This window comes from Shewanella sp. 0m-8 (genome assembly GCF_052977265.1).
Genome location: NZ_JBRIMB010000019.1, coordinates 17,938 through 43,332, shown reverse-complemented (window position 1 = coordinate 43,332; position 25,395 = coordinate 17,938). Strand labels below are relative to the sequence as shown.

Genomic DNA, 25,395 nt, shown 5'->3' with positions numbered 1-25,395 from the left:
GGTGTTACCTCATAAAGGCTAAATAATGCTACCTATTATTATAGTTCAGAGAGGGATAACTGGCTTATAAACGCATTAACTACAGCAGGAAATATCTTGGTTTTTCTGGGGAGATAGAGAGTAATGGTTGAGCCTAGATTGGCAAGCGAGTGTGGCGATATTCATTTCAATATCATAGGCAATAGGCTTTGGATTAGCTGCTTATGACCTGGTGTTAATTGGCTATTCTTTCAAGGCTTAAGTAGAGGGGGGGTAAATAATAGACAGTTAAGGCATAACAGGTTACCGTAGCTTGAATGTTTTTTAGTCACACATTTGTAACAATTAAACGTCTGCTTTGCTTGGGGTTTATACAATCCCTTAAGGGAGCCTGTTAACGAATAGCTATTGACTATAGCAAGTAACTAATAAGCAAATTTAATGGGTCATTGACGGCAATTTAACGGGTTTAGACGCAACAAGACTAAATAAGTGACTATTTGGTTTATTTATACATATTCAGGAAGAAGATATGACAACAAGAAAATGGACGCTAACAGCATTATCTGCATTGGTTTTAACCGCATGTGGCGGAGGTGGTGATGATTCATCAGGCTCTGCTGGCAATGGTGGCTCATCTGGCGGTAATGTGCCGCAAATTACATTAAATACAGTTGTGGACAATCAATGTGGAATAGAACAGCCTAAGTCTGGCGTCAAAGTATTTGTGCACAATAATACGGGTGACATTATTGCTGAGTACGTAACAGATGCCGATGGTGCGCTCACTGCAGACTGGCCGAGTAACGCTAAACATATCACGTTAACCGCGGACAACCAGTACTATTACAAAGACCTGCCAACACTCAAGGTTATTTCTAATGTTAATGTTGAAGCTGGCGATTTAGGCATTACCTATTTTCGTGATGACAACAATGAAGAAGGTTGTAACTGTAAACAAGTCGAGTTTCCGGTGCAGTCGCTTATCGAGGATGCGCCAGACAGTTTGCTGTATTTGGGAGGCAGCAGCTATGAGTTAACGCCATTTACTCGTTCCCCCTTAATTGAGTGGTGTGATGGTGTTGGGCCAATAGATGTGCAGTTAATTGCTGCCGATGGCCAAAGTAGCCTAGGTGGCAGTATTGATTTGACCGATAAAACTCAATATACATTGAATATGAGTGACTTTACCCAGCAGGGCGTAGTGGTTGACTATGTTAATCCTTATGATGCACGGATCTTATATGCCCGCTCATTTGAAGGTTGGACCAATTATAGTCAAAACGATCCGGTATTTGTTTACCCAACATTAACTAATAGTAGCTATGTTTGGCCAGCGAGAATGGGTCAAGAATACATTGGTAATGTTACCGCCAATAGTTATAGCTCTGCACGACATCTAGTCACATCAGAGGGCAAGACTTCTCCGATAATGCTTTGGGATCCGGCTAACGGCTTTTCTGATGCGGTCTACTCATTATTCAGTGAGATCTCAACTGGCCAGGCGCCATACCAATATGATTTTAGCAACGTAAGTACTGATATCGCGTTGACTCACATGAGTTTGTCTGGAGATATAGATAATGGGGATGCTGAATGGATTATTTGGGGGGGTGTATCAGGCAGCATGCCAGATATCAAATTGCCAGCGGATTTAGATGCAAAATTTGATTCGCTAAATTACCCAAGACTTCAGATTGGTGTTAGAGGCTACGGCTCAGAAAAGCCACTAAGTGAGTGGCGTAAACTGTTGGCTGAACGAAGCCGCATGGCAGATGGTCAATTGAGCGTACTTGATTATGAAACGAATTATATGCGACTGAGTTTCGATCTTAATCAGTAATTTGAGTTAACAATGAGTTTAATTACCGATAATTAAACTAAAAAGACAGCGAAAGCTGTCTTTTTTATATCGGGGTTTATGCAAACGACGAGCCTTTGTGAGGCTCTTTGGTTATAGCGCTGCTCAACGTTAGTGCTAAACGAGTCTATAAATAGTTGGGTTGATTGAGCTTATCTCAATACTTTACTTAAAAACGCCTGAGTTCTGGCTTCTTTAGGATTGCTGAACAGGGCTTCTGGTTCATTCTGCTCAACGATAAAGCCGCCATCCATAAAGATAACTCTGTCTGAGACATCGCGGGCAAAGCCCATCTCGTGGGTGACAATCACCATGGTCATGCCTTTCTGGGCGAGCGACTTCATCACATCGAGTACATCACCGACCATTTCAGGATCGAGCGCCGAGGTGGGTTCATCAAACAGCATCAATTCAGGTTTCATTGCGAGTGCACGGGCAATTGCTACCCGCTGTTTTTGTCCACCCGATAGGCTCGATGGATACGCATCGGCCTTATCTTTTAGGCCAACCTGCTCAAGTAGAGACTCGGCTTCAATGTCGGCTTGTGCTTGTGTCATCAGCTTTAGTTTTACAGGTGCAAGGGTGATGTTTTGCTTAACCGTCTTATGGGGAAACAGATTAAAGTTTTGAAACACCATACCCACTTTTTGTCTTAGCTTATCGATACAAGCGCCCGCAGCGGTAATCGATTGACCATCGATAAAAATTTCGCCTTGAGTTGGCTGCTCTAGTAAGTTGATGCAGCGTAAGAAGGTACTCTTACCGCTACCTGACGGGCCGATCACACTGACAACCTCGCCATGGTTAATCTGCTCATCTATCCCTTTTAGCACTTGGTTATCGCCAAAGCTCTTATGTAAACCATTAATTTTAATCACTTTGCTTTAACCTCGTTTCAAATCTAGATAGCATAAAGGTAAAAATATACGTCAGTAACAGGTAGATAAGTGCGCAGGTAAATAGCGGCACACTGTCTTCAAAGGTACGGCTACGGATAATTTCACCTGCACGCATTAAGTCCACGCCACCAATAAAGCCAATTACCGCAGTTTCTTTAAGTAACACAATAAACTCGTTACCTAGCGAGGGCAGAATGTTTTTAATCGCCTGAGGCAGGATCACCTCTTTCATGGTCGCTGCTTGCGATAAGCCTAATGAACGTGCCGCTTCCATTTGGCCTTTATCGACGGCTTGAATACCGGCTCTAATGATCTCAGAGATATAGGCGCCGCTATTAAGACCGAAGGCGATAACGGCTGCAGTGATCTTATCCACGTCCAGTGCCGCTAGCACAATAAAGTAAAGGATTACTAACTGCACAACCACTGGCGTACCACGGATCACGCTGACATAAAAACTGGCTGGCCAACGTAGATACCATTTCGATGACATCTTCATCAAGGTGGTTGCCACACCGAGAATTGAACCGATTATCATTGCGAAGAAGGTCACAATCAAAGTGACTTTAAGGCCATTCAGAATAAGATAAATTCCGATTAAGCCATCTTCGCCTATTGGGGTAAACAGTGAAGTATTAATTGCATCAATCATGCTCTACTCACTTCATGTGCTTGTTAACGAGGGCGTCATAGCCACCGTTTTGCTTCATGATGCTTAAGCTGCTGTTAATGCTGTTTAGCAGCTCAGCTTTGTCTTTAGCCACTGCAAAGCCGTAAAACTCGGGTGAAAAATCCAGCTCAACCATTTTTAGCTGTGGATTCTTCTCTAAAAAGCTGATGGCAGGTTCGCTGTCAAACAACACCAGGTCAACCTTGGCATTTTTTAGCTCCATCACGGCTTCGAAGCCTGAGTTGAAGGCGGTCACTTGTTGGCTGTAACTCTTAGCCATAATGTCGCCAGTAGAGCCTAGCTGCACCGCGATATGTTTACCCTTAAGATCATCTAGGCTGTTGATGCTGTTATTGTCTTTATTGACGAGTACCATCTGGGTGGCTTCATAGTAAGGCTCAGAAAAGTTAACGCTAGCCTGACGCTCTGGAGTGATGGTCATGCCCGAGGCGATAAAGTCGACCTTACCAGCATTGAGCGCTACGATAAGCGAGTCAAAATTCATGTTTTCAACTTTTAGGGTTTTGCCTGCATCCTTCGCGATCTGCTGAGCTAAATCGATATCGAAGCCCATAATCTCATCGCCACTAACGCCACCCACATATTCAAAAGGTGGGAATGACGCATTGGTGCCCACTACAAGTACATCATCACTCTTACCGCAGCCAGATAACATTAATGTGCCTGTTAAACCTAAGCTTGCTACAACCAATACTGACTTCTTCACTTTCCACTCTCTTAATCAAAATATTCAACTGGGATTGACTATAAGCTTATACAAAGTTAAATCAATACTTATGCGTTAAATGTGACTAAAAATTCAATTGAAATTGGTTTGACTGATTAGTTATTAATCTGCCGGAAGGTTTTTTAACGTATTTTTAACAGTTTTTTCTTTGTGTTATAAGCTTTCTTTATATTATTTAGTTTTTAATTTAGTAGCTATTGATGAATAAGTATGTGTTAGGGAGGTGTTTTGTTGTATGGCGAGATAACCTTGATCGCGTATCTTTAGCGAGATTACCGCAGAAGGCTAATGGCTCCTCAAGTGACTCAGTATTTTGTCTATATCATTTTTGATTTTTATCGAAAACAGTCGCCTTAAGTAAGGCTTGCCACTGTTTACGTTGCCGGCCTGATTTTATATGAAAATTAATAAAAACAAACATCACATCAACTGATTTCCCGTTTAAGGTTATTACTTATGAAAAAGCTCTTACTTTCAACATTGTGTTTTATTTCTCCTTTTGTCTATTCAGCTAACGAGTCGGTCTATCTGCATTATGATGAGGCATTGGATGGTGTTACTGACTTCCAGAAACAGATCAAATTAAATATCGATCTATCAGGGAACACTATTATTGGTACGACTGATACGGGGTCGGTTATTTCTGGAGAAGTAGAAAACACTAATAGCCAGTATATAGGTTCTGGTGATAAGCCAAGATTTCAGTTTGAGATCCATCAAGGTGAAACCCGTAATTGGTATTTTGGTAACATCAACGGCAAGTATTGGGAGGGCGTGTGGTTTGGTGCGGATGGTGAAAAAGGTGACTTTTCACTCTATAGTGATTTATTGACTAAAGACGTGCCTCAGTTTGAAAATATTATTGCCTATTATGCTGATGATGTATTTCAGTCAGGTGGTAATAACACTCATAACAGCTTGAACTCAACCTTCTTAGTTGACTCTGATAATCTTGAACCTCATTTTACCAATGATGAGTATTTCGACACCAGCAAGGGCATGTTGCTGCAGGCTGATGTACGTGATGCTAACTTGCCAATCTCTTTTTATATCGATTTTGAAAAGCCTATGCCGATGAAAACGTTCCGCTTAGGTTCGTTTAACAATGGTGAAGGCACAAGACTGCGTACCTTTAACTTTGATATTTGGAAAAATGGTGAGTGGCAAACAGTAGGAAACTTTGAGTTTGCGCCGATTTATGCACCAACTTATCAAAGACAGGAGTTTAATTTACCGCGTACAGTCTATGCAGAGCGTATTCGTATTTCTGCCACCGCGACCGATGACTACACCGATGGTAGCAAATTGTTGATGTGGGGGCTTTCTTTTAAGCGTTAGTCCTTATTGGTGACTTTCCAAATACTAGCCTTATGAATCTTGGTTTTAGGCGTTCACAATAATCAAAAGTCCGGCACTGTGTGCAATTGCTGGACTTTAGTTACCTTTATATATGTGTTTTATATATATGCTTTATTCGCTAACCGTAACGGCTTCGTCGACTTCATAGTCATTGAATGAAGGGTTGTTACTGATATCAAGCTGAGTCAGCGGGTTACCTGTTGCCCAAAGGGCTCTTAACTTAGAATTGTGGCTAACATCGATAGCTGTGAGTTGATTGTCTGTTAGGTGCAGTTTGCTTAGTTTGGGGTTATTGCTTACATCTAGCTGTGTTAACTGGTTATACATCAGGCCTAAACTATTGAGTAGGCCGTTTGGTTACATCAATACTTTTCACTTGATTACTGGTTAAGCCCACTTGGACTTGGCCCCGGTTATGGCTACAGTCCAGTGAAGAGAGTTGGTTTTCTTTTGCCCATAGGTATTGAAGTTCTGGGTTATGGCTAAGATTTAACTCGGTGAGTTGATTCCCTACCACACTGAGATCGGTAAGCTTTGGGTTGTTGCTTAAATCAACTTGAGTTAATTGCGGTCTAGATAGCTAAAGCACTTTAAGAGCTGGGAATAGACTGAATTCGTCGACTTTATTTACCTTCGCTTTACGGCAAACTAACTGAGTAATGGCTGCGGGGGCTTGCTCTTTTTGGGCGAATACGCAGCTTTTAAAGTTATTGTCTTGAAACGGAATATCGTTAACGTTTTGATAGTCTGCTACGAAGCAACTGCTACTAACAGCCAGAGCTAAAAAGGTCATGGTTAGCGGTTGGTTAATATGCATCTTGTGGTTTAGTCCTTTATGAAGCAACGAAAAGAAGAGTCATAAAAACAAGGTTTAACTTGTACTTAAGAGCTTACCCCTAAATCTCTGGCTAGGCACAATGATAGAAATTGATATTTACTAAATGGATGATTAAATGGGGTGGAGTGTCATGTTCGATTATGGCAAAAACTGGTTGGCTTTATTCTGTAAGACGGTTTAATCATCGATAGTTGGCAAGTACTTATTTTGCAAGGCTAACACTACACAATATTAGGCTATCTCCATTCGAGCTTAACCAATAATAGAAAAAGACAGTCTAAGCTGTCTTTCTTGAGGGGGAGTGGCGGTAGAGTTTTATATTTACAAACTCTTGCTTAAAATCCCTGAGAAACTCTTTTGCAGTAACGCTGCTCAAAATTAAATGGCGTCATCTTTAAGGTGCGTACGGCATCAACCCAGCCTACAATCATAGGCACAAGTGTCCAGCTAAATGCTAAATACAAGCTGCCTTTTAGGTGTTGACCTAAATAGAACTTGTGTAGTCCTAATCCACCAAATAGGAAGCTAAACCAGATCGCCAATTTTTGATTTTTAATATGCATTTCTGGATCGACGCCAGAAAGGGCTTCTAGTCCCTGGGCGGCATGACATTGGGGGCAGGAAACTACATTTACGTCGATCTTATGGCTGCACTGTGGGCAATCTATGTTTTGCATTGCTAACTCCAACGGTCAAATTACTGATACCTCATTATGTGTACAAGTGTTCGCCGAAACATAGGTGCATAGTTCACAGAATGAAAATAAAACGCACATATTGCGCTGAAAGCCACACTGCTAAAAGTTAGAGCGACTGTTTAACCTTGATTAAAAAACATATATGTTCACGCCATCTACCTTTAGAGGCTTTATTAATGTGAGCTTTTAGCAATGTGTAGAACCGGCTATTGACAGCTTAGGCCAAACGTAAAAAGCCAGTTGCGCGGGCAACTGGCTTTGGTTTCTAAGCGCGTTTGTAGCTGTCGCAAGGCTAGGCTAGCAGTTTATTTGTAGCTGTATTGGCCGTAACCATTGGAGAATAACCAATCATTACCGTTTGACCACTTAATTCCAGATGCTTGTGTACATTGGCCGCCTGCATTGATAAAGCCCGCACCGTAGAAGCCTGAGCGAGTCACACTACACAAGTTCTGCTTACTATCAACTTTCGCTTTGATACGCTCACCAGTATGCAGTGGATTCCATAAAGACAACCACTGGAACTGATTAAGCTGTGACTCAAGTCGTTGCTCATTGTCACCTTGGATCACAGTGATGTCATCACCGCCGCTACAGCGGTAGTCGTTAGTCACGATTTGCTCAACAAATCCATGTACAGTTTGTACTGTGCCATTGATAGCTAGCTCAAAGCGGCAAACGGGGAGATTTTGACCATTTACTTTCATAGTGGCCAAGTTATTCAGTTCGCGTGAGCTTAATGAGTTGTAATCCATTTTAGCGCTATGATCGAACCAGCCATTACCTAGTGTGCTATTGAGCGCGTCGTAACCATGCTCTTGACCTAAGATCACGGCTTCAGGCAGTTCATCGATACCGGTTTCTAATGACGGCGTTAATTGTGCAAGGACATGCACACCTTCATTATCTTCACAGCGTAAGGTGATGTCTGCTAGCTGTTGTTGTGGCAAGTTTAAATGGAACTTATTGCTTTCGACGCTGTTGAAACGTTGGCCTGCTAGATCGTAAGACTTTGTCTGTCCTTGTTTATCAAGCACGTCAAGACGACAGACATTGTGGTGACGATATTGACTCTGCTCGATTTCATTACGCCAAATAGTGTAGGACCAATCATTATTATTGCTGTGCTTAACGCCAGGAATTTGCACGCACTTATCGCCTTGTACAAAGCCTGCACCATTGTGACCTGGGTTATTGAGATCGGTTAACATACAGATATTAACTTCACCGATACCCATGGTAGGCGTATACATAATTTTTCCGCGACCGATTGGGTATAGCAGGGCATAATCGCCACTATCCGATACCATGTGTTGGTTTTGTCCATCAATTTTCCAACGCATATCGTCACTGGTACGACAGCTATTTGTGTCATCAACGTGACCGACTAAGTTGACGTTATCACCTGCAGTCGTGACAAACTCAAATTGGCATAAACGCTTAGTTTTGCCATTGTCCGCAATCGTTTTCCAAGTGCTTAATGCCTGTTGAACCGTGGTTAAACTTTGGTAATGGTGCCAGCCGCTGTTGAGTGTTTCACCAGAGTTAACCGGTGTGTATTCAGTCGCTTCTGGTAATTGAAAGGTGTTACCGTAGTTTCCGTAAAGTACTGGGTAAATCTGGCTTGGATTAAGTCGCATAGGGTCGTAGATTCCCACTAAAGTGGTGACATTGATACCTGTATGCTCTGCTGTGCTAGCGTCTATTTCTGAATCAACATAGCGTTGCTGCTCTTGGCTCCACTTAACGTAGTAATCTGCGCTATCTGGCATTTGATTGAAGCCACTGTTAAGCCAAGTCTGAGTTGCTCTTGCTTGAGTGGGATGCTCAAAAGTGTAGTTGCTGACGACGCCAACTTTCTTGTATTCACCGCCAGCTTGGGCATCGCGTAAAAAGCGGAAGGTATCTAAATACGGTGATGAGACTTCGCCGCCTATATCTAGCTCTTCAGCTGAACCACGCCAATCGATATTACCGATAAAACGCTTAAATACCGCGTCCCAGCCCCAGCCACTTTCCATATCGTGTACTGATGCCATGCTTGGCCAGTGGCCTCGGCCGTAGTTATGGCCTAGTTCATGTGACCACTCATTACCGGTTGTGTCTTCAAGGGTTAAAATGCCACCGCCGCCACTGCCGCCATGAACCACGGTTTCGGTTTGCTGAGTTTTTGTATCAATATATACGCCAACGTTGGTATGGGCGGTAATATGGTTAAAGTAACGGTTATAGGTTTGCGAGTTACCTGCGCTGGTAGTAATGCCGACGTTAGCATTATTAATACCAGTCGAAATCATCGCCTTGCCAATGGCTTCACGCATGTCACCAGAGTGCCAGCCACCGTCTGAGTCACTGCGCTCAGTATAAACCTTACCATTTGGCATGGTCACTACTGGAAAGTAAGCTGATGCGTATTGACCTACTACAAGTTTAGACACGGGGATCTTTTGGAAGTAATCAGCAGCATGTTCAGCCGTATTGTTAGCCATAGTATTACGGCCACGCGGCTCTGTTAGCATACCCATATCGATGTTTTGGATAATGAGCTCTGGCGCACCACCAAATTCAATGTTTTGCTGTAATAACTCGGCATAGCGACCATGATTATCAACAAATTGTAGGGATAAACCTGGTTTTACCCATTGCCACTCTAGTGGGAAACTCCACACATTGTGGCCGAAAATAACCGTTGGACGACCTTCTACTGCATACTGATCGGTTTTTGGTTGGTTGGCTGGTGACAGCATCATTTGGCGACTGACTTGCTCGCCATTTTGATAAACCTCAACCCAGATTTGGTTGATATCATCTTGCTGTGGGCTTAGTAATAGCATGGCTTCGCGGCCAATCACGATGTCTGGCGCGTTGAGCTCGGCATTACCGTATGGCGCAGTAAGACTGTGACTTTGCATAAATGATACATGCGCAGCTATCTCACCATCGAGGTGATTTAAGTTGCGAATACCGTCATGAAAACCCACTTTTTTGGCTTCGGTCGTGAATAGCAATGGCGTAACATCAACACAAGCAGTGGTGTTACAAGCTTGGATCTGCGCTTGATATTCGGTGCTTGGGGCTAGTTGGTTAAAGAAAAATTCAGGTGAGTCGGTTGTAAATAGTTGTGGTGCTATCTTGCTGTTGGTTTGGCTTAAACTGATTTTATATTGATTACCTGCAATATGCCCTTTCCAGGTCAGGTTTGCGCCAGTATCGAATACGCCTGATAACTCAACATCACTCAAACTAGGAGCGCTGTTACATTCTGTTTTTTCAAATCGCATAGCTTGTTCAGCTGAAAAGCTTTGGTTTGGATAATACTCAATAAAACAGCCAAGAGTATCACTACTCATGCTGCCGAATTCATCATGAATAAAATAAAAACCGTAGTCATTATTCATCACGATATCCCATTTTTCATCAAGAAAGGAGAACGTGTCGTAATAAGGTTTTAGGGCTTCATCACCGCCGTAAGGAAACGGAAATTTAGGGTAGTTATTGGGGTGTAGCTCGAAGCGATGGTTGTTGTGAACAATATAACGTTTGTTATCTTCTTCAATTACACCGTCACCAGTTATCCCACGCTGCTGCATACTGGTGATAATGCTGAAGGTTTGTTCAGCAGCTTGTTGCATATTAACTTGTGCTTGCGCCGATAATGGCACAATTGCACTAGCAATCAGCAATGTTAAAGGTCGAACTCTATTTTGTAGCATTAAATAAATCCTTATTGAGATAAATCAATCAATAAGGCAAAACGCGTAAACATGACCCGTCACTCATCGATAACTACAATGAGTTATTTGAGTGGCAAGATACCAATGGCATCCCCGCTATCGTAGGTAAAAATGACCCTTAGACCGGTGGTTTTGCGTCCCAGCCTTTCAACTGGTTTGCCTTTTTCTTTGTTGCAGCGATTGATTGCTGCAGGCGGAATGTATGTTTAACCGTGAAATAAAACAAGTATTACCGTAAATTGCTGGCTGTTTGCTGTGTTTGTGAGCGGATTGTTGCCATTTTGGGTTTAGTGGGCATCTTCTTGATGCTCTAACTTGGCTAGACTGCCTGAAAAGTCAGCAGAGGTTTTCAATCAAGTTGAAATATTATGTTTGTGAGTTGAATACTGACGGAGCAGTATGACGGAGTTGGCTGGGAGAGATAGAAAAGCCTAGCAGCGATAAAGGCGGATAGGCTTTTGGGAGCTAAATTAGCTAGCTTTGCTACGTCTTAAATAGGCTTAATAAAGCTCAATAAATGCTGTTTAACTTGATCTGATGCAAATGAGTTTTCAGCGCTCATCTTGTAGATTTTGAAATAATCAGCTTCGGTTAAGTTAAATTTTTCAACAGATTTTTGCAGCTCTTTAGTCATGGTCGTATCAGATACGGTACGGTTATCTGTATTAATCGTGACCAGTAAGCCATCTCTATAAAAGTCACCAAATGGATGGCTGTCTAAGCTTTCAACGGCTTTGGTTTGTACATTGCTACTAGGGCAAGCTTCAAGCGCAACCGCTTCGCTTTTGACTAAGTCGTAAGCGTCTTTATGGCTATTGATATGGATACCGTGGCCGATACGTTCTGCACCGAGTAGTGAAATGGCATCGTACACGTTTTGCCCTACGCCTTGTTCACCGGCGTGAATCGTGATGCGGTAGCCGCTTTCAAGCGCATATTTTGCGTAGGGGATGTAATCATGACAAAAGCCTGGTTCTTCGCTAGCCGCTAAGTCAAATGCCACTACGCCGTTATTAAGGAACTTAGCACCTGCATCAATCACATCATTAATATCATCTTTTGGTAGTACTTTAATGATGGATAATATGTAGTTACCTTTAATATCATATTGCGCTTCAGCGCGGCGCATCCCTTTGACTACACTGCCAATAATTTGCTCGAAGTTAAGGCCTTGCTTGCGGTGAAGTTGTGGGCCAAAACGTACCTCTAAGTACTTCACATTTTCTTTTGCCGCATCTTCAAATAGCTCGAAGGAAATACGCTCAAGCGCTGCTTCTGTTTGCATAACGGATACTGGCAGGGCAAAGCGGGTAAGGTATTCATCAAGATTAGGGCAAGATTCTGGCGCCACCATTAACGCTTTAATGTCATCAACGTTATCGCTAGGGATTGTAACGCCTTGAATTTGGGCAAGGTCGATAACGGTTTGCGGGCGAACGCTACCGTCTAGGTGGCAATGAAGATCGATTTTGGGTAGCTGTAGATAATTCATGAAGCTCTCCTTTATTAAGTGGGTATACCAATCTAAGTTCATCAGTGCTCAAGTGTCGCACAGCAACAATGCAGCAAACTTATTAAATTAGCATTACATAAAGTAAAGTCTTCATAATCAAGAATTTAGGGTTCTTGGTAGAAACTCTCAAACCATATCATTGAGATTATACGAAGTGTTAAGCGTAAATATTAGCATTCATTTACCCAGTTGCGAAAGATCTCAATAACAAATAACTGCAAAGTATTCTTCATTTAGCCGCAAGATTAGGGTAGGAGTAATAGCTTATGTGGTGAGAGTCATCATAGCCAAAAGACAAAGGAACTTGTTCTTTTGGCTAGTCTTGATTGCATATGACTTCGTTGTTTATGGCTTAGCTGTTTATGAATGAGCTTAGTCGTGATGTGCTTTTAGCCTTTGGAATAAAACATCTTTTAGGGTAGCGCGTTGCACCTTGAGTTGATGCATATGCTCGTCATCGGTAGGGCTACCGGCAATTTCTAGCTGACGAATGTCATAATCGAGCAGGTGGTATTGCTTGGACAGTTTGTCGAACTCTTGGTCGGTATAGTTTAAATAAACAATGTCTTGTTTAAACTCTGGGAAGTCGAAAATAAGCGCATGATTTTCATTTAACATAGATGCTCCTTGAAAGACTGAACTGGTTTATTTTAGAACTGAAATCACTATAGCACCATGAAGCAGAGTAAATAGTTAGCTTTTGGATATTTTAGCGATCCAGTTAACAAAAAAACTCCCTTTCTGCGCTGAGCGAAGCCTGACATAAAGGGGGGAGTGTTATTATCTTTAGGGTCGAGCCGTTCATTGATTCAATTAATAACGATTAAAGCATCTGTCGCGGCCATTAATGCGACTCAGATAGGTGGGAGCCGTAGGCTTAGCTTTTTAACAAGGTTCGAGTACAGAGGTGCAATTCCTCAGTCAGCTAAAAAGGTATAGCTTTCCTGTGTTTTTAATTCCGTTAACGGGTTTCCCCGTTTAACCTGAACGGTAACGGGTATAACCAAAATACAATAGGCTGGCGGCAAGCCAACTGCCAAGAGAAAACAAAATAATTTCCCACCCCGCCATAAGCATCATTAGCAGCGTAAAAGAGACTGAAAATATGGGTATCGCATAGCCAAATGGAAGGTGGAATTGCGCAGGCGCCGCCTGACTTCTGCGTAACTTAATGACGGCTAAAGCGACCGGAATATATTGCAAAAATACGGCCGCGGTCATTAATGTGGCTAGCAGTAAAAAACCACCACTTAAGAAAGTAAGTAGCACCACCGTCGTGGTTAATGTAATGGCTACGCCATAACTACCACGCGGGTTTACCCTCGCTAATCCCATCGGCGCAAACCCCTGCTCAGCTAATGCAGCCAAGAGAATTGGCGTATTAAATATGCCTGAAAAGGCAACGCCTAATATAGAAATTAGCGTCGCTAACGTAATAAACCACAAGCCACTTGCTCCCCAAAGTTGCTGGCTTGCACTGGCAACAGGCACACTCGTATGGCTTAGCGCGGGCCCCAGAATGCCGATGCAGATCCACATAATCAACAGATAAAATAAAGTGCAGACACTCACTACAACCAATAATGCAATCGGTAGATTCTTTTTCGGGTTACGCATATGTGCAGCGGCAATAGGTAGGCTTTCAAAGCCAGTAAAGGCAAAAAACAACACCACAAAAATACTGCCTAATCGCTCACCGTATAAGACATCAGAGTCAAGAGTGACAGGTACAAAGGGGATGAAGTTTGTATGCTGTACTGCCGAAAACCCAAAAAGAATAAAGATCGTTAACGCTAATAATTTTGCGATTGATGAAAAGTCTGACACCCGTCTTGAGCTTTTCACTCCTAGATATGAAATAAAAAACAGCATAACAATTAAGGAACAGCCCACTACATTATAAAGCCATGGCTCAGCTAGCTGGGGGAATAACGGTTTGGCCGCAGTGAGTAATGCCGCAAAGGAACTGGCAATGCCTAGGCATGATGCAACCCAAGTTAGGGTGCCGACGATAAACCCCGCATAATCACCAAATGCCGCACGAACATAAACATAGGAGGAGCCATTTTGGCTGACGCGTGATGATAGCTCTGCAAAACATAGTGCCAGAGACATGACTAACAGTGCGCACAGTAGAAAAACCAAAATGGAAGATGGACCGAGTGCTTGGTAAGCATCGCCAGGTAGCAGAAAAATACCTGATCCAATGATAGCGTTAATGCCTAACAAAATAATCGATTTGAAGCCAAATAGTGTTTTTTCTTTTTGCGGGTTAGTACCAATCCGCGTTGCCATGGTTCATCCTTTTCGTATTAAAGTTTCCCTTTTAAAGCAGGTGTTACAGGCCTAGTTGTGCTTATATACCCAAGTTACCTCAAGATGCAGGATTTAGAGTGATCTCAGCGTGTTTAATTCAAGGAAAATGAGTGCTGGAATGGCATTCCCTTTTAAACTTATTTGACACAGAAGTAGATACGCTGAGTCACTCCCGAAGGGCGAGTTTTATTGGCTTCTACTCTGCGTTGCCGATTTTTAACGTAGAGCGACTATGCTTACAAATCTGCGCCTTGATTAGCAGCCAATAAATTCTCGCTGAAACGAGCATCTTGAAGTAGCTTGGGTATATGATGGCTCTGTCCTTTGCGTTACCACCATGAGCGTTGCTAATTAAATGAACTAAAGTTTAGATAAATATAGTTCTAATTCTGCCCTCTTGTAGGCTAACCATCGCATCTGTTTCGAATACTTAAAATATCGATTTGAAATAGAAGGTTACGTGTCTTGGGGTTTAGGCGGGAAATCACGAACATGCACATCCATTTGTGGGAAGGCAATTTCAATCTCGTGCTCTCGGAACAAGCGATCAATGTTTTTATTGATGATATGAACCGTTGATAGACGTAATTCAATCGCAGTGATATGCACTCTCAATTCAAAATCAAGACTACTTGCCCCAAATGTTCTGAACACCACGGAAGGTTGTGGTTCGGGTAACACCAATGGGTGCTCATCTGCAATTTGGTACAGCAAGGTCTCCACTCGATCGATATCAGAGCCGTAAGCGACTCCAATAGGAATGACGATTCTGGTGATGGGGCTCGTCAATGACCAGTTAATTAGCTTTTCTGTAATAAAGGTCTTATTTGGCACCACGATTTCTTTGTTATCCCAATCAATAATGGTGGTTGCACGGGTCTGAATTTTACTGACTGTTCCCGATAAATCATTAATAGTGACAATATCGCCAATACGTATTGGCCGTTCAAACAAGAGAATCAAACCGGAAATGAAGTTAGCGAAAATTTCTTGTAATCCAAAGCCTAAGCCAACGCCGAATGCGGCGACCAGCCATTGCAACTTAGACCATTGAAAGCCCAAGATGGAAAATGCGGCCATTAAGCCTCCCATCAAGATCACATAGCGCAGCAGGGTTGTTACGGCATAGCCTGCACCTGGAGCCAAATCAAGACGGCGTAGGACCAAGAGCTCTAAAATTCCCGGTAAGTTTCGTACTCCAACAAAGGTTACGATTAATGTCACCATTGCATAAAGCAATGATTGCAGAGTCACATCCACTAGCTTCACACCGGTTTCCGTGATCTCGTTTACCTGCCATACCACGATGCTATCTAACCAGCTGGTCATCTCCAATGCACTTGACCACAGGGTTAACACCGCAACAATTAAGCCTATCAAGGAAAAACCACGTAATAAGGTTAATGATTGATCACTTATCTGCTCACTCGCTAAACTACGTTCTTCCACATCAGGAATCGTTTCTCTTAGCTCGGCAATTTCGGGTATTTCATCTGTTTGCTCTTGTTCTTGCTGCTGGGCAATCAGCTCTTCGCGTCGGGCTAGCAATCGTTGGTAGTTAAGTTGCCTATGCTCTAGCTTTAACCAGCGCTCTCCCATTTGGTAGGTGAATAGCACTGCTAACACCACGTAAATAGTGAGTTGCTGATAGATAAGTAAAATCCATGACGCAATATAGAGCCCCATGACCGCCATAATGATAATGGTGATAAACGAGCCGATAATCACAAAACGAAATAGATAGAGAGAAAATCCTCGATTGAGAGGCGCGGGTAACGTGGAGGGCAAATGGTTTTCCTTCAACAGTGAAATAAACACCGTCATCATGACGCCCATCAGTAATAGGAACAGCACTCGTGATATTTCTGCTTCATGGATACCAGATATAAGCTCTGCAGCAAAAATACACATCAATAAAATGATAAATGGCCAGCGAATGCGTTGCGTTCCTCGGTGCAGGTAGTCACAAATATTTTCAGGCCAATTTAGGTGTAAAGCTAATACGCCCTGCTTATAACTTAGGGCGTTAATGAGTTCGACGACAAACAGGCCTGATGCACTGGCGAAAATGAGTGTACTGAGCTCATTCGAAGTTGGTACAGGCCAAAGCCAATAGACTAACCAAGTCGTTATCACATACCAAATAGGTAAAATAAGCGCACGCAGGATTGCTAATGCAAATAACGAAAAAGTAAAGTAAAAACGGTCTTTTAATGGGTGACCAAAGACCTTATGGAGCTCATCTTTACGTCGTGCTGCGTATCGATTGAGTCGTGCAGTCATATAGATAAGAAGGCTGGTGTATAAAGCAAACACTGTGGCCAAAATTATCGACTGCCTTTGTGTCACTTTATCGAACATGTCTTTAAATGATTTATTGGTTCCAAACCAAATTTCTTCTTTAAAATCGGTAAGGTGCTGCCAGATAGGTACGTTGCTGCGCGTCCATAACTGCTGTTCTTTTAAAAAGCTGCGAGCCTTTTCAACTGTTTGCGCATATTGGTCTTTGACTAATTTTAATTGGCTCAATGCAGAAATAAGTTTTTCATAGTCCTTTGTCAATTGAGCTAATAATTGATCTAATAACGCGGCTAACTTATCAGGGGCTTTATCGCTCGCTTTATCTGCGGCAGTAGTACTTTCTAGTGCATTATCTCTTATCTGACCTATTTCGTATTTGCGAATGTGGGCTTTGGCAATACCGTCTGGGATATATCGAGTGTCCACTTTGGAAGGCAGGCGTTGCAACTGTGCTCGAATGGAAGCGCCAAAAGCGGTGCTGTCACGCAACCAGGCTAGGTTCGTTTTTATCAAGCGCTGTTCATCGGTTAAACTGCTCTGTTCCGACTCTATTTTTTGATAAGCGATCCGAGCTTTATCTATTTCTGCTAATACCTGTTCTAATTCCAAAGTATATTTTTTGAGTTGCTCTATCTGTTGTTGATCTTGTGCATCGCCTAGGGCTGACTCCTCACTAACCTGTCTTGCTTTTTCAATCAGTGTTTTAACTGAAGCTTGTTCAACTCGCGTCAATTTATCTTGTAATTTAATCAGTATTGGCGAGGCTGTTTGAATTTTTTGGTCCAACAATTGTTGTTCTAAACGCAGCAATTCAGTGCGTTCGTCTAAACTTTGTAACTGAGCGGAAGTTACTTGTCGTTGAAGTTTGAGCATGGCCAAATGGGTTGACTCAAGCCACTGATCTAACTGACTGCCTGTATCGCTTTTAATTATAGAGGCTTGTTCGATTTCTCGATCTGTTTGCGCAAGAGATTGGGGCAGAGCCGTTCTTGCATTAACCAGCTGTTTACTTTGATCACTATTGGATTGATAGCTTGAGCGCCACTCAGTCACAGCAGCCTCTAGTGTTGCGATAGATTGAGAAAGATCGCTGTACTTATTTTGTTGTCGAAAATTAAAGATCTCTAGCTGCTCTACGTCGGTTATTTTTTTTAGTAACCGCTCTCGCTGCACCGGAAACTGGCTGACAATATTTCGATATTTGTCGCGTTCGGCTTTCTGTTTTTTGTAGCCATTAACCCGGGAGAGTAAGGTCTCATATTGGTTAATTAAGGCTTCACTTTTTGGGGATTCACTATTAAGGCGAGTGATTTCATTTTTTAAAAAAGTGGCGTCAGGTAGGGTTTGGGCGCTTGAAGGCATAGATAACAGCATTACCGACAAAAATAGGTAAAGCCAGCATAGTCGTCCTTTGCGCTTAAACTTGGTTACTCGACTCACGTTCTTTCCCCATTTTCACTTTATTATCCATAGATATAAGTGTATACGGCTTGGCAAAAGCTGCAGGAAGTATCCCAAGATTTAAGGCGATTAATTTTGTAGTGTCACTAGGCTAGATTGCCACGTTGCGAATATAAAAATTGCAGGCTTAGGTAAAATAGCTTGCTTACCACAGAGGCTTAGCGGCTCAGTGAATAGGGTATGGCTTCATAAACAGATACACTCTCTCAATATCCACTCCTTCACCTCGAAAAATCCTCAACCTGAATAACTGGATTCGATTGAAACGGTTTTATTTCATAACAGGGAACATGGTGTCAGGGGCACTGCTTGTCTTTATTTACAATGGCTTGATGTTATTTCACAGCGGAGCCCGCAGCTAACCTGCTTTAAGGGGGTTTTACAGGGAAATAATTTGTACCTATAGTTAATTCAAAATGTGGTCTGTATTGATGTCGATACTATTTTATTTGTACGGATAACATACTGGAAATGAGTTTGTTGAACGGAGCTGTATATGGCACTTCATAAAAGTAAGGCGGAGCTATTTCCCTTACTTCACCTGCTTGATGATTTTAGCCGTTTTCAACTACACAATGGCTTTATTCAAACATTAGCTGAAAAAGATTTACGCCTTCAGGCTCCACCTTCTGTGGAGCTAGATGAGTCATCTGTTATACCTTGTGTCAGTGTTTATGACGATTCACTTCATGAAAACACCTCTGCTTTGCAGCAATATTTTTGCAGTAAAAGTGCAGACGATAATGCCGCCATCCAGCAGATTTTTCAAACGCTAAGCCCGGTAAGCCACCTATCGGAAAGTCGACATAAAAGACACTATCGGTTGGTCGCTTTCGCTGAAGAGGAAAAGCGCACGCCAGTGGCTTTTGTGACCTTTAATGTTGGCTTACTCGACTCTTGGTATTCAGACGATAATACCTGTCATGACCGGCAAATTGGTGGCTGTTGTTACTTATTATATGCCTATGTGATACCTGAGTGGCGTCACCTAGGTGTGGGGAGTTGCCTGTTTCATCTGATCTCAAACTTTTTTTGGTCCCAGTTACAGTTTATCGATGCGCAGGCTATGTCCCATGATTTAACTATGGTGCCTTTGGTTTATGAGAGCGAAGCGGCAAAAGGAGCAGAAGGATTATTGAGTCAAGTGGCCATGAATATTAATCAGTATAAGGCGTTATCATTAACCCATGATAAATCCTCGACAAGGGTAAAGCCTTGTATGAGTAATATTTCCTAGCTCTTTATTTTAGATCTGCACTTGGTTTCCTCTATGCCCATGCCTTTACGCACTGGGTAATATTCGACTTCATTTCGTTGCTATTGCCCCTTCTATATCACGCCGAAATAGCGTGATAATAGTAGGCTAAATGCTAAATGCTAAATGCTAAATGCTAAACGCTAAACGCTAAACGCTAAACGCTAAACGCTAAACGCTAAACGCTAAACGCTAAACGCTAAACGCTAAACGCTACACTCTAGACTTTAAGATCTAAGCTCCAGCCGCCGGCAATAAGGTTTCTTTTGATTACTGTATCCAAGTCACTCTCGGCTTGCCCTACGGGAGCGCAGAATCGAGCATCTTGTGGTCATTTGGGTAAAGGTATCGATGCACTTACTCGTGGTTTCTATCTGGTTATAAGGAAATGTTTACAGTTAGCGCTTTGGGTGTTTTCTGTATGAGTCAGGCTCTAGGCTTATGTTCTGTTAGAATACTGCGCATAATAATACCTATAAGCACGTTTTTTGGAGCTCATGAAAGAATTTATCATTATTGGCGCGGGTCAGTCTGGACTGTCTATGGCCTATAACTTGTCTAAGCATAATCAAGATTACTTGATTTTAGATGCCAACGAACATATTGGTGCGCCTTGGTTAAAGCGCTGGGATTCTCTAAAGTTGTTTACTCCGACTGAATATAACCACCTACCAGGGATGCCATTTCCGTTCCCTAAAGGGTATTACCCCAATAAATATGAAGTGGCAGATTACTTAAAGAGTTATGCCGAGAGGTTTTCGATACCTATTGAATTCAATCAAAGAATTACTTCGGTAAAGAAAGTCGATGGTATTTTTGAGATCACCAGTGACACCGCCAGCTATCAAGCCAAACAACTCATTATCGCCACCGGCCCTTTTCATACTCCCTATACGCCGCCTTGCCATGTCAATATCGCAGAAGATATTACTCAATTACACAGTGAAAACTACAAAAACCCAGCACAGCTACAAGAGGGTGACTGTTTAGTGGTTGGAGCGGGTGATTCTGGCGTACAAATTTTATCAGAAATTGCCGATACTGGGCGCAAAGTGCACTTCTCTGGTACAGATAAAATCACCGCTATTCCGCAGTCATTTTTAGGTAAAACGCTATGGTGGTGGTTTACTCATATTGGCTTTTTATCGGTTAACCGTTTTAGCAAAATAGGCAAATGGTTGAGTAAGGGCGGGCAGCCTGTTATCGGTACTGATGTGAAATCTCTTCTGGCAAAAGAAAATGTGATTCATATGGGCAAAACATTGTCAGCTGATGCAAGTAGTATCAAGTTTCAAAAAGGCAGTATCAGCAGTATCAAAAACATTATTTGGGCTACCGGTTTTAAACCCAATTTCTTTTGGATTGAAGATATCTCTTTTGATGAGATGAACTACCCGAGTAATTATCGCGGCGTGAGTAAAGACGTTGATGGATTGTATTTTATTGGTCTGCCTTGGTTGTATACCCGCGGCTCTGCAACACTCGGCGGTGTTTGGAAAGATGCTAAATACCTGATGACTCATATTCAGGAAAGTAAGTAAACGTAATAGCAAAGTCCCACTGATAGGGTTATCAGTAGGACAATACTTGAATTCCATCTTACTCTTTCTTCGCCCCTGCACGCTTGGTACAAGCGTGTTGAGGACTCTTATGGCTGTTAGTTTTAGGCCTACGGCCACCTAACAAACAAGTTTGTTTTTCCGCTCAAGGCTGGCTCTTTACTCTGGATCATAGTCAAGCACAGGGGCTAACCATCTTTCCGTTTCTTCAATGCTCATACCTTTACGTGCTGCGTAATCTTCTACCTGATCGCGGCCAATATTGGTGACGCCAAAGTAGCGGGATTTAGGATGGGCAAAGTACCAACCCGAAACAGCAGCCGTTGGGAACATGGCATAACTTTCAGTGATGTTAAGGCCAATGGTTTCATCTGGCTTTAATAAATCCCAAAGCAGACCTTTTTCTGTGTGGTCAGGGCAAGCAGGGTATCCTGGTGCAGGGCGAATACCTTTGTACTTTTCACGAATAAGCGCTTCATTATCGAGTACTTCATCGCTGGCATAACCCCAAAACTCTTTACGTACACGCTCATGCATACGCTCGGCAAAGGCCTCGGCTAAACGGTCTGCTAAGCATTTAAGCATAATGGCGCTGTAGTCATCATGGTCGGCTTCAAAGCGCGCCACATGCTCGTCGATGCCATGGCCTGCTGTTACCGCAAAGCCCCCCATATAATCGGCAACCCCTGAGTCTTTTGGCGCAACAAAATCAGCTAAGCAGAAGTTGTCGTTACCGACGCGCTCAATCTGCATCCGCAGGTGGTGCAGGGTGATGAGTGGTTGCTCGCGAGATTCATCCGTCCCATCGGCAGAGTAAAGCTCAATATCGTCATGGTTAACGGTATTGGCAGGGAACAGGCCGATAACTGCTTTGGCGGTAAGCCACTTTTCACTGATTATTTTATCCAGCATGGCTTTACCATCAGCGAATAATTTACGCGCCTCAACACCCACCACTTCATCATCTAAAATACGTGGGAAGTGACCGTGTAGCTCCCAACTGCGGAAAAATGGCGTCCAGTCGATACGTTCAACCAAATCCTCTAGCGGATAATCATCAAATACCTGGCGACCCAGTACGTTAGGCACAAATGGAGTGTAGTTTGCCCAGTCGTGCTGGCAGCGGTTTTCACGCGCAGCTTCTATAGATGTGATGATTTTACGTTTGGTTTGCGATAGACGCTTTTCGCGCATCATATCGTATTCTTCATAAGCTGCATTGATAGTTGCTTGGCGAGTGTCGTTGTTAATCAGCTTTGACACCATAGGCACGGCGCGCGAGGCATCAGCAATGTAGATGGCCCCCGTTGGTGCGTGCGGCGCAATCTTCACAGCGGTATGAATTTTTGAGCAAGTCGCACCGCCAATGATTGACGGAATCGTTAAGCCGGCTTTGTGGAAACTCTTAACGTTATGCACCATCTCATCAAGGCTTGGCGTGATAAGCCCTGACATGCCGATAATATCGACATTTTCAGCCTTGGCGACTTCGATAATTTTCTCCACCGGCACCATCACGCCTAAATCAATCACTTCATAGCCGTTACAAGCCAGTACCACACCAACGATGTTCTTACCGATATCGTGCACATCCCCCTTAACGGTAACCATTAAAATTTTACCGTTAGACTGGCCTGGGACTTTTTCAAGCTCAATATAAGGGTTTAAATAGGCAACGGCTTTTTTCATTACGCGCGCAGATTTTACCACTTGCGGTAGGAACATTTTGCCAGAGCCAAACAGGTCACCAACAATGTTCATCCCATCCATCAATGGCCCTTCAATCACATCTAATGGGCGAGTGGCCTGCTGGCGTGCTTCTTCAGTATCTGCATCAATAAAGTCGGTAATACCTTTAACCAGCGCATGGGCTAAACGCTCATTTATCGGCTTAGTGCGCCACTCTAAATCTTCTTTCTTAACGGTTTGGCTGCCATCGCCGCGAAATTTTTCCGCAACCTCTAACAAGAGTTCAGTGTTGTTAGTCGGCTCCCCATTTTTATCGACAGCGCTGCAAGGTAAGTTCTGTACGATTGCCTCAACTCGCTCTTTTAATTCGGTGTCGATATCATCGTAAATGGCTAGCTGACCGGCGTTGACAATACCCATGTCCATGCCAGCTTGAATCGCGTGATACAGGAACACCGCGTGAATCGCTTCACGCACCGGGTTGTTACCACGAAACGAGAACGACACGTTCGACACGCCGCCAGAGATCATCGCATGAGGTAGGGTGCGTTTTATCTCGGCGGTGGCTTCGATAAAGTCGACCGCGTAGTTATCGTGCTCTTCAATACCGGTGGCGATGGCAAAGATATTGGGATCAAAGATAATGTCTTCTGGCGGAAAACCGACTTTATCAACCAGCACGTTATAGGCGCGGGTACAAATCTCGATTTTACGTGCTTTGGTGTCGGCTTGGCCCTGTTCATCGAACGCCATGATAATTGCCGCAGCGCCGTAGCGTTTAACTAAGGTTGCTTGCTCGATGAATTTTTCTTCACCCTCTTTAAGCGAGATAGAGTTAACGATGCCTTTACCTTGGATGCATTTAAGGCCCGCTTCAATCACTTCCCACTTAGAGGAGTCGATCATAATCGGTACGCGCGAGATATCAGGCTCAGAGGCGATAAGGTTGAGGAATTTGTGCATCATCTCAACGCCATCGAGCATGCCTTCATCCATGTTGATATCGATGATCTGTGCGCCGCTTTCAACTTGCTCACGGGCAACCGACAGCGCTTCTTCATATTCGCCAGTTTTGATCAGGCGTAAAAACTTAGCCGATCCGGTTACGTTAGTACGTTCGCCGACGTTTAAAAATAGCGAATTTTTATCAATGGTCAGCGGCTCAAGCCCTGATAGACGACATGCAACTGGGATGTCGGGCAGTACGCGGGCCGGGTGCTTAATAACCGCTTCACGGATAGCGCGAATATGCTCAGGCGTACTACCACAGCAACCACCAATGATGTTTAAGAAGCCGTCAGCTGCCCACTCTTCAATAATGTTGGCCATCTGCTCGGGCGTTTCATCATAGCCACCAAACTCGTTAGGTAGGCCTGCATTGGGGTGCGCCGAGACAAAGCACTCAGAGATTTTCGATAACTCTTCAACATAAGGGCGCAGCTCTTTTGGCCCAAGGGCGCAGTTAAGACCAATAGACAGAGGCTTAACATGGCGCAGTGAGTTATAGAATGCTTCGGTGGTTTGTCCGGTTAAGGTACGGCCAGAGGCATCGGTAATGGTGCCAGAGATCATAATCGGTAAGCGGAAACCTTGGGTGTCATATACCGTTTCAATCGCAAACAGTGCGGCTTTGGCATTTAGCGTATCAAAAATGGTTTCGACCATGATGATGTCGCAGCCGCCTGCAATTAGCGCGTTGATTGACTCGACGTAGGCTTCAACCAGCTGATCAAAACTCACGTTACGGTAGCCTGGGTCATTCACATCGGGGCTAATTGAGCAGGTTCGGTTCGTTGGGCCAAGTACCCCTGCAACGTAACATTGGCGACCCGTCTCTGCTTCAACTTCATTGGCCGCTTCGCGTGCAATGCGTGCACCCGCTAAGTTGATCGCAGCTGAATGCTCCTGCATGTCGTAATCGGCCATGGCGATACGCGTAGCGTTAAAGGTATTGGTTTCGATGATGTCAGAGCCAGCTAACAGGTAGTCTTTGTGGATCTGCTTGATAGCATCGGCTTGGGTGAGCACCAACATATCGTTGTTGCCCTTTACATCACAATGCCAGTCTTTGAACTGTTCACCACGAAAGTCATGTTCTTCAAATTTGCGATCTTGGATCATGGTGCCCATCGCACCGTCGAGGATAAGGATCCCATCTTGAAGCTTTTGGGTAAGTACTGCTAAAACCTTGTCGGCAGAGTCTTGAGTATGTGCTACTGCGCTCAAGGCATGTGTTGGGGTACAGGTTGCCATAGATAATTCCTACCAGTTCGCAAATCGTTATTCTTGTAATACCAAGCAAAATAAGTCTCTGAATACTTAACTTACCTAGATCTGGTGTAAATCATGTCCGTTATTTTCAGTTAAGGTCGTTTATTATGAGTGACCTTTTATTTTGTTTGGACATTTATACGTATAGACGTCCATAATACGTGAGAGGCGATAAAAAGTGCAAGTGCTAAAGCATGATACTTTTTCAGCATTAAAAGCCAATGAATTTTAACTAAGTTGCTGA

General features: G+C 43.3%; 16 protein-coding genes and 2 riboswitches. Of the genes, 4 read left to right on the top strand and 12 right to left on the bottom strand.

Going from position 1 to position 25,395, the window contains the following annotated elements:
- Positions 1–511 precede the first annotated feature (511 nt).
- Positions 512–1,822 carry a hypothetical protein gene (locus tag ACVBIO_RS11155; protein WP_447172614.1) on the top strand — a complete coding sequence of 437 codons (1,311 nt, stop codon included), beginning with the start codon at positions 512–514 and terminating at the stop codon, positions 1,820–1,822.
- 170 nt (positions 1,823–1,992) lie between these two features.
- Here ACVBIO_RS11155 and ACVBIO_RS11150 read toward each other — a convergent pair whose 3' ends face one another.
- Genes ACVBIO_RS11150 through ACVBIO_RS11140 form a run of 3 tightly spaced genes read right to left on the bottom strand, consistent with a single transcriptional unit; the run spans position 1,993 to position 4,136 of the window.
- Complete coding sequence (locus tag ACVBIO_RS11150; protein ID WP_447172613.1) at positions 1,993–2,718, bottom strand: amino acid ABC transporter ATP-binding protein; 726 nt, start codon at positions 2,716–2,718, stop codon at positions 1,993–1,995.
- Positions 2,711–3,391, bottom strand: coding sequence for an amino acid ABC transporter permease (locus ACVBIO_RS11145; protein ID WP_447159490.1), 681 nt, complete (start codon positions 3,389–3,391; stop codon positions 2,711–2,713). Before ACVBIO_RS11145 ends, ACVBIO_RS11150 begins: the two co-directional genes overlap by 8 nt.
- A 7-nt stretch (positions 3,392–3,398) precedes the next feature.
- Complete coding sequence (locus ACVBIO_RS11140) at positions 3,399–4,136, bottom strand: basic amino acid ABC transporter substrate-binding protein (RefSeq protein ID WP_447159491.1); 738 nt, start codon at positions 4,134–4,136, stop codon at positions 3,399–3,401.
- 477 nt (positions 4,137–4,613) lie between these two features.
- Between ACVBIO_RS11140 and ACVBIO_RS11135 the strand changes: the two genes are divergently transcribed.
- Positions 4,614–5,495, top strand: a complete 882-nt coding sequence (locus tag ACVBIO_RS11135; protein ID WP_447159492.1) for a hypothetical protein — start codon at positions 4,614–4,616, stop codon at positions 5,493–5,495.
- Positions 5,496–5,627: 132 nt separating this feature from the next.
- Here the strand turns inward: ACVBIO_RS11135 and ACVBIO_RS11130 are convergent, their stop codons facing one another.
- The 8 genes from ACVBIO_RS11130 to ACVBIO_RS11095 form a co-directional block, all read right to left on the bottom strand.
- On the bottom strand, positions 5,628–5,843 hold the full coding sequence (locus ACVBIO_RS11130; RefSeq protein WP_447172612.1) for a hypothetical protein: 216 nt from the start codon (positions 5,841–5,843) through the stop codon (positions 5,628–5,630).
- A 253-nt stretch (positions 5,844–6,096) separates the two neighbouring features.
- The gene (locus tag ACVBIO_RS11125; protein ID WP_447172611.1) at positions 6,097–6,333 is read right to left on the bottom strand and encodes a hypothetical protein; all 237 of its coding nucleotides are present in this window, start codon (positions 6,331–6,333) and stop codon (positions 6,097–6,099) included.
- 356 nt (positions 6,334–6,689) lie between these two features.
- Positions 6,690–7,031: an NINE protein gene (locus ACVBIO_RS11120; RefSeq protein ID WP_447172610.1), complete on the bottom strand. Its 342-nt coding sequence runs from the start codon at positions 7,029–7,031 to the stop codon at positions 6,690–6,692.
- A 326-nt stretch (positions 7,032–7,357) separates the two neighbouring features.
- Positions 7,358–10,765 carry a M66 family metalloprotease gene (locus tag ACVBIO_RS11115; protein ID WP_447169032.1) on the bottom strand — a complete coding sequence of 1,136 codons (3,408 nt, stop codon included), beginning with the start codon at positions 10,763–10,765 and terminating at the stop codon, positions 7,358–7,360.
- A gap of 104 nt (positions 10,766–10,869) precedes the next feature.
- Positions 10,870–10,957, bottom strand: a riboswitch (cyclic di-GMP riboswitch).
- A 319-nt stretch (positions 10,958–11,276) separates the two neighbouring features.
- Positions 11,277–12,278 carry an adenosine deaminase gene (add, locus tag ACVBIO_RS11110; protein ID WP_447172609.1) on the bottom strand — a complete coding sequence of 334 codons (1,002 nt, stop codon included), beginning with the start codon at positions 12,276–12,278 and terminating at the stop codon, positions 11,277–11,279.
- Positions 12,279–12,372: 94 nt separating this feature from the next.
- Positions 12,373–12,472, bottom strand: a riboswitch (purine riboswitch).
- A gap of 199 nt (positions 12,473–12,671) precedes the next feature.
- Positions 12,672–12,917: a YdcH family protein gene (locus ACVBIO_RS11105; protein ID WP_447166594.1), complete on the bottom strand. Its 246-nt coding sequence runs from the start codon at positions 12,915–12,917 to the stop codon at positions 12,672–12,674.
- A gap of 360 nt (positions 12,918–13,277) precedes the next feature.
- Positions 13,278–14,594 carry an APC family permease gene (locus ACVBIO_RS11100; RefSeq protein ID WP_447172608.1) on the bottom strand — a complete coding sequence of 439 codons (1,317 nt, stop codon included), beginning with the start codon at positions 14,592–14,594 and terminating at the stop codon, positions 13,278–13,280.
- Between the two features lie 477 nt (positions 14,595–15,071).
- Positions 15,072–18,356 (bottom strand): mechanosensitive ion channel domain-containing protein, encoded by a 3,285-nt coding sequence (locus ACVBIO_RS11095; RefSeq protein ID WP_447172607.1) that lies wholly within the window; start codon positions 18,354–18,356, stop codon positions 15,072–15,074.
- A 517-nt stretch (positions 18,357–18,873) separates the two neighbouring features.
- Here ACVBIO_RS11095 and ACVBIO_RS11090 point away from each other — a divergent pair.
- Together ACVBIO_RS11090 and ACVBIO_RS11085 are read left to right on the top strand one after the other, a co-directional pair.
- Positions 18,874–19,614, top strand: a complete 741-nt coding sequence (locus tag ACVBIO_RS11090; RefSeq protein ID WP_447172606.1) for a hypothetical protein — start codon at positions 18,874–18,876, stop codon at positions 19,612–19,614.
- Positions 19,615–20,129: 515 nt separating this feature from the next.
- Positions 20,130–21,173 carry a flavin-containing monooxygenase gene (locus ACVBIO_RS11085; RefSeq protein ID WP_447172605.1) on the top strand — a complete coding sequence of 348 codons (1,044 nt, stop codon included), beginning with the start codon at positions 20,130–20,132 and terminating at the stop codon, positions 21,171–21,173.
- Positions 21,174–21,350: 177 nt separating this feature from the next.
- Here ACVBIO_RS11085 and metH read toward each other — a convergent pair whose 3' ends face one another.
- Positions 21,351–25,133: a methionine synthase gene (gene metH, locus ACVBIO_RS11080; protein WP_447172604.1), complete on the bottom strand. Its 3,783-nt coding sequence runs from the start codon at positions 25,131–25,133 to the stop codon at positions 21,351–21,353.
- Positions 25,134–25,395 lie beyond the last annotated feature (262 nt).

Coding starts and splice junctions, on each gene's coding strand:
- ACVBIO_RS11155 (WP_447172614.1), top strand. CDS start 512: ATGACAACAAGAAAATGGACGCTAACAGCATTATCTGCATTGGTTTTA.
- ACVBIO_RS11130 (WP_447172612.1), bottom strand. CDS start 5,843: ATGTATAACCAGTTAACACAGCTAGATGTAAGCAATAACCCCAAACTA.
- ACVBIO_RS11125 (WP_447172611.1), bottom strand. CDS start 6,333: ATGCATATTAACCAACCGCTAACCATGACCTTTTTAGCTCTGGCTGTT.
- ACVBIO_RS11100 (WP_447172608.1), bottom strand. CDS start 14,594: ATGGCAACGCGGATTGGTACTAACCCGCAAAAAGAAAAAACACTATTT.
- ACVBIO_RS11135 (WP_447159492.1), top strand. CDS start 4,614: ATGAAAAAGCTCTTACTTTCAACATTGTGTTTTATTTCTCCTTTTGTC.
- ACVBIO_RS11105 (WP_447166594.1), bottom strand. CDS start 12,917: ATGTTAAATGAAAATCATGCGCTTATTTTCGACTTCCCAGAGTTTAAA.
- ACVBIO_RS11120 (WP_447172610.1), bottom strand. CDS start 7,031: ATGCAAAACATAGATTGCCCACAGTGCAGCCATAAGATCGACGTAAAT.
- add (WP_447172609.1), bottom strand. CDS start 12,278: ATGAATTATCTACAGCTACCCAAAATCGATCTTCATTGCCACCTAGAC.
- ACVBIO_RS11145 (WP_447159490.1), bottom strand. CDS start 3,391: ATGATTGATGCAATTAATACTTCACTGTTTACCCCAATAGGCGAAGAT.
- ACVBIO_RS11115 (WP_447169032.1), bottom strand. CDS start 10,765: ATGCTACAAAATAGAGTTCGACCTTTAACATTGCTGATTGCTAGTGCA.
- metH (WP_447172604.1), bottom strand. CDS start 25,133: ATGGCAACCTGTACCCCAACACATGCCTTGAGCGCAGTAGCACATACT.
- ACVBIO_RS11090 (WP_447172606.1), top strand. CDS start 18,874: ATGGCACTTCATAAAAGTAAGGCGGAGCTATTTCCCTTACTTCACCTG.
- ACVBIO_RS11085 (WP_447172605.1), top strand. CDS start 20,130: ATGAAAGAATTTATCATTATTGGCGCGGGTCAGTCTGGACTGTCTATG.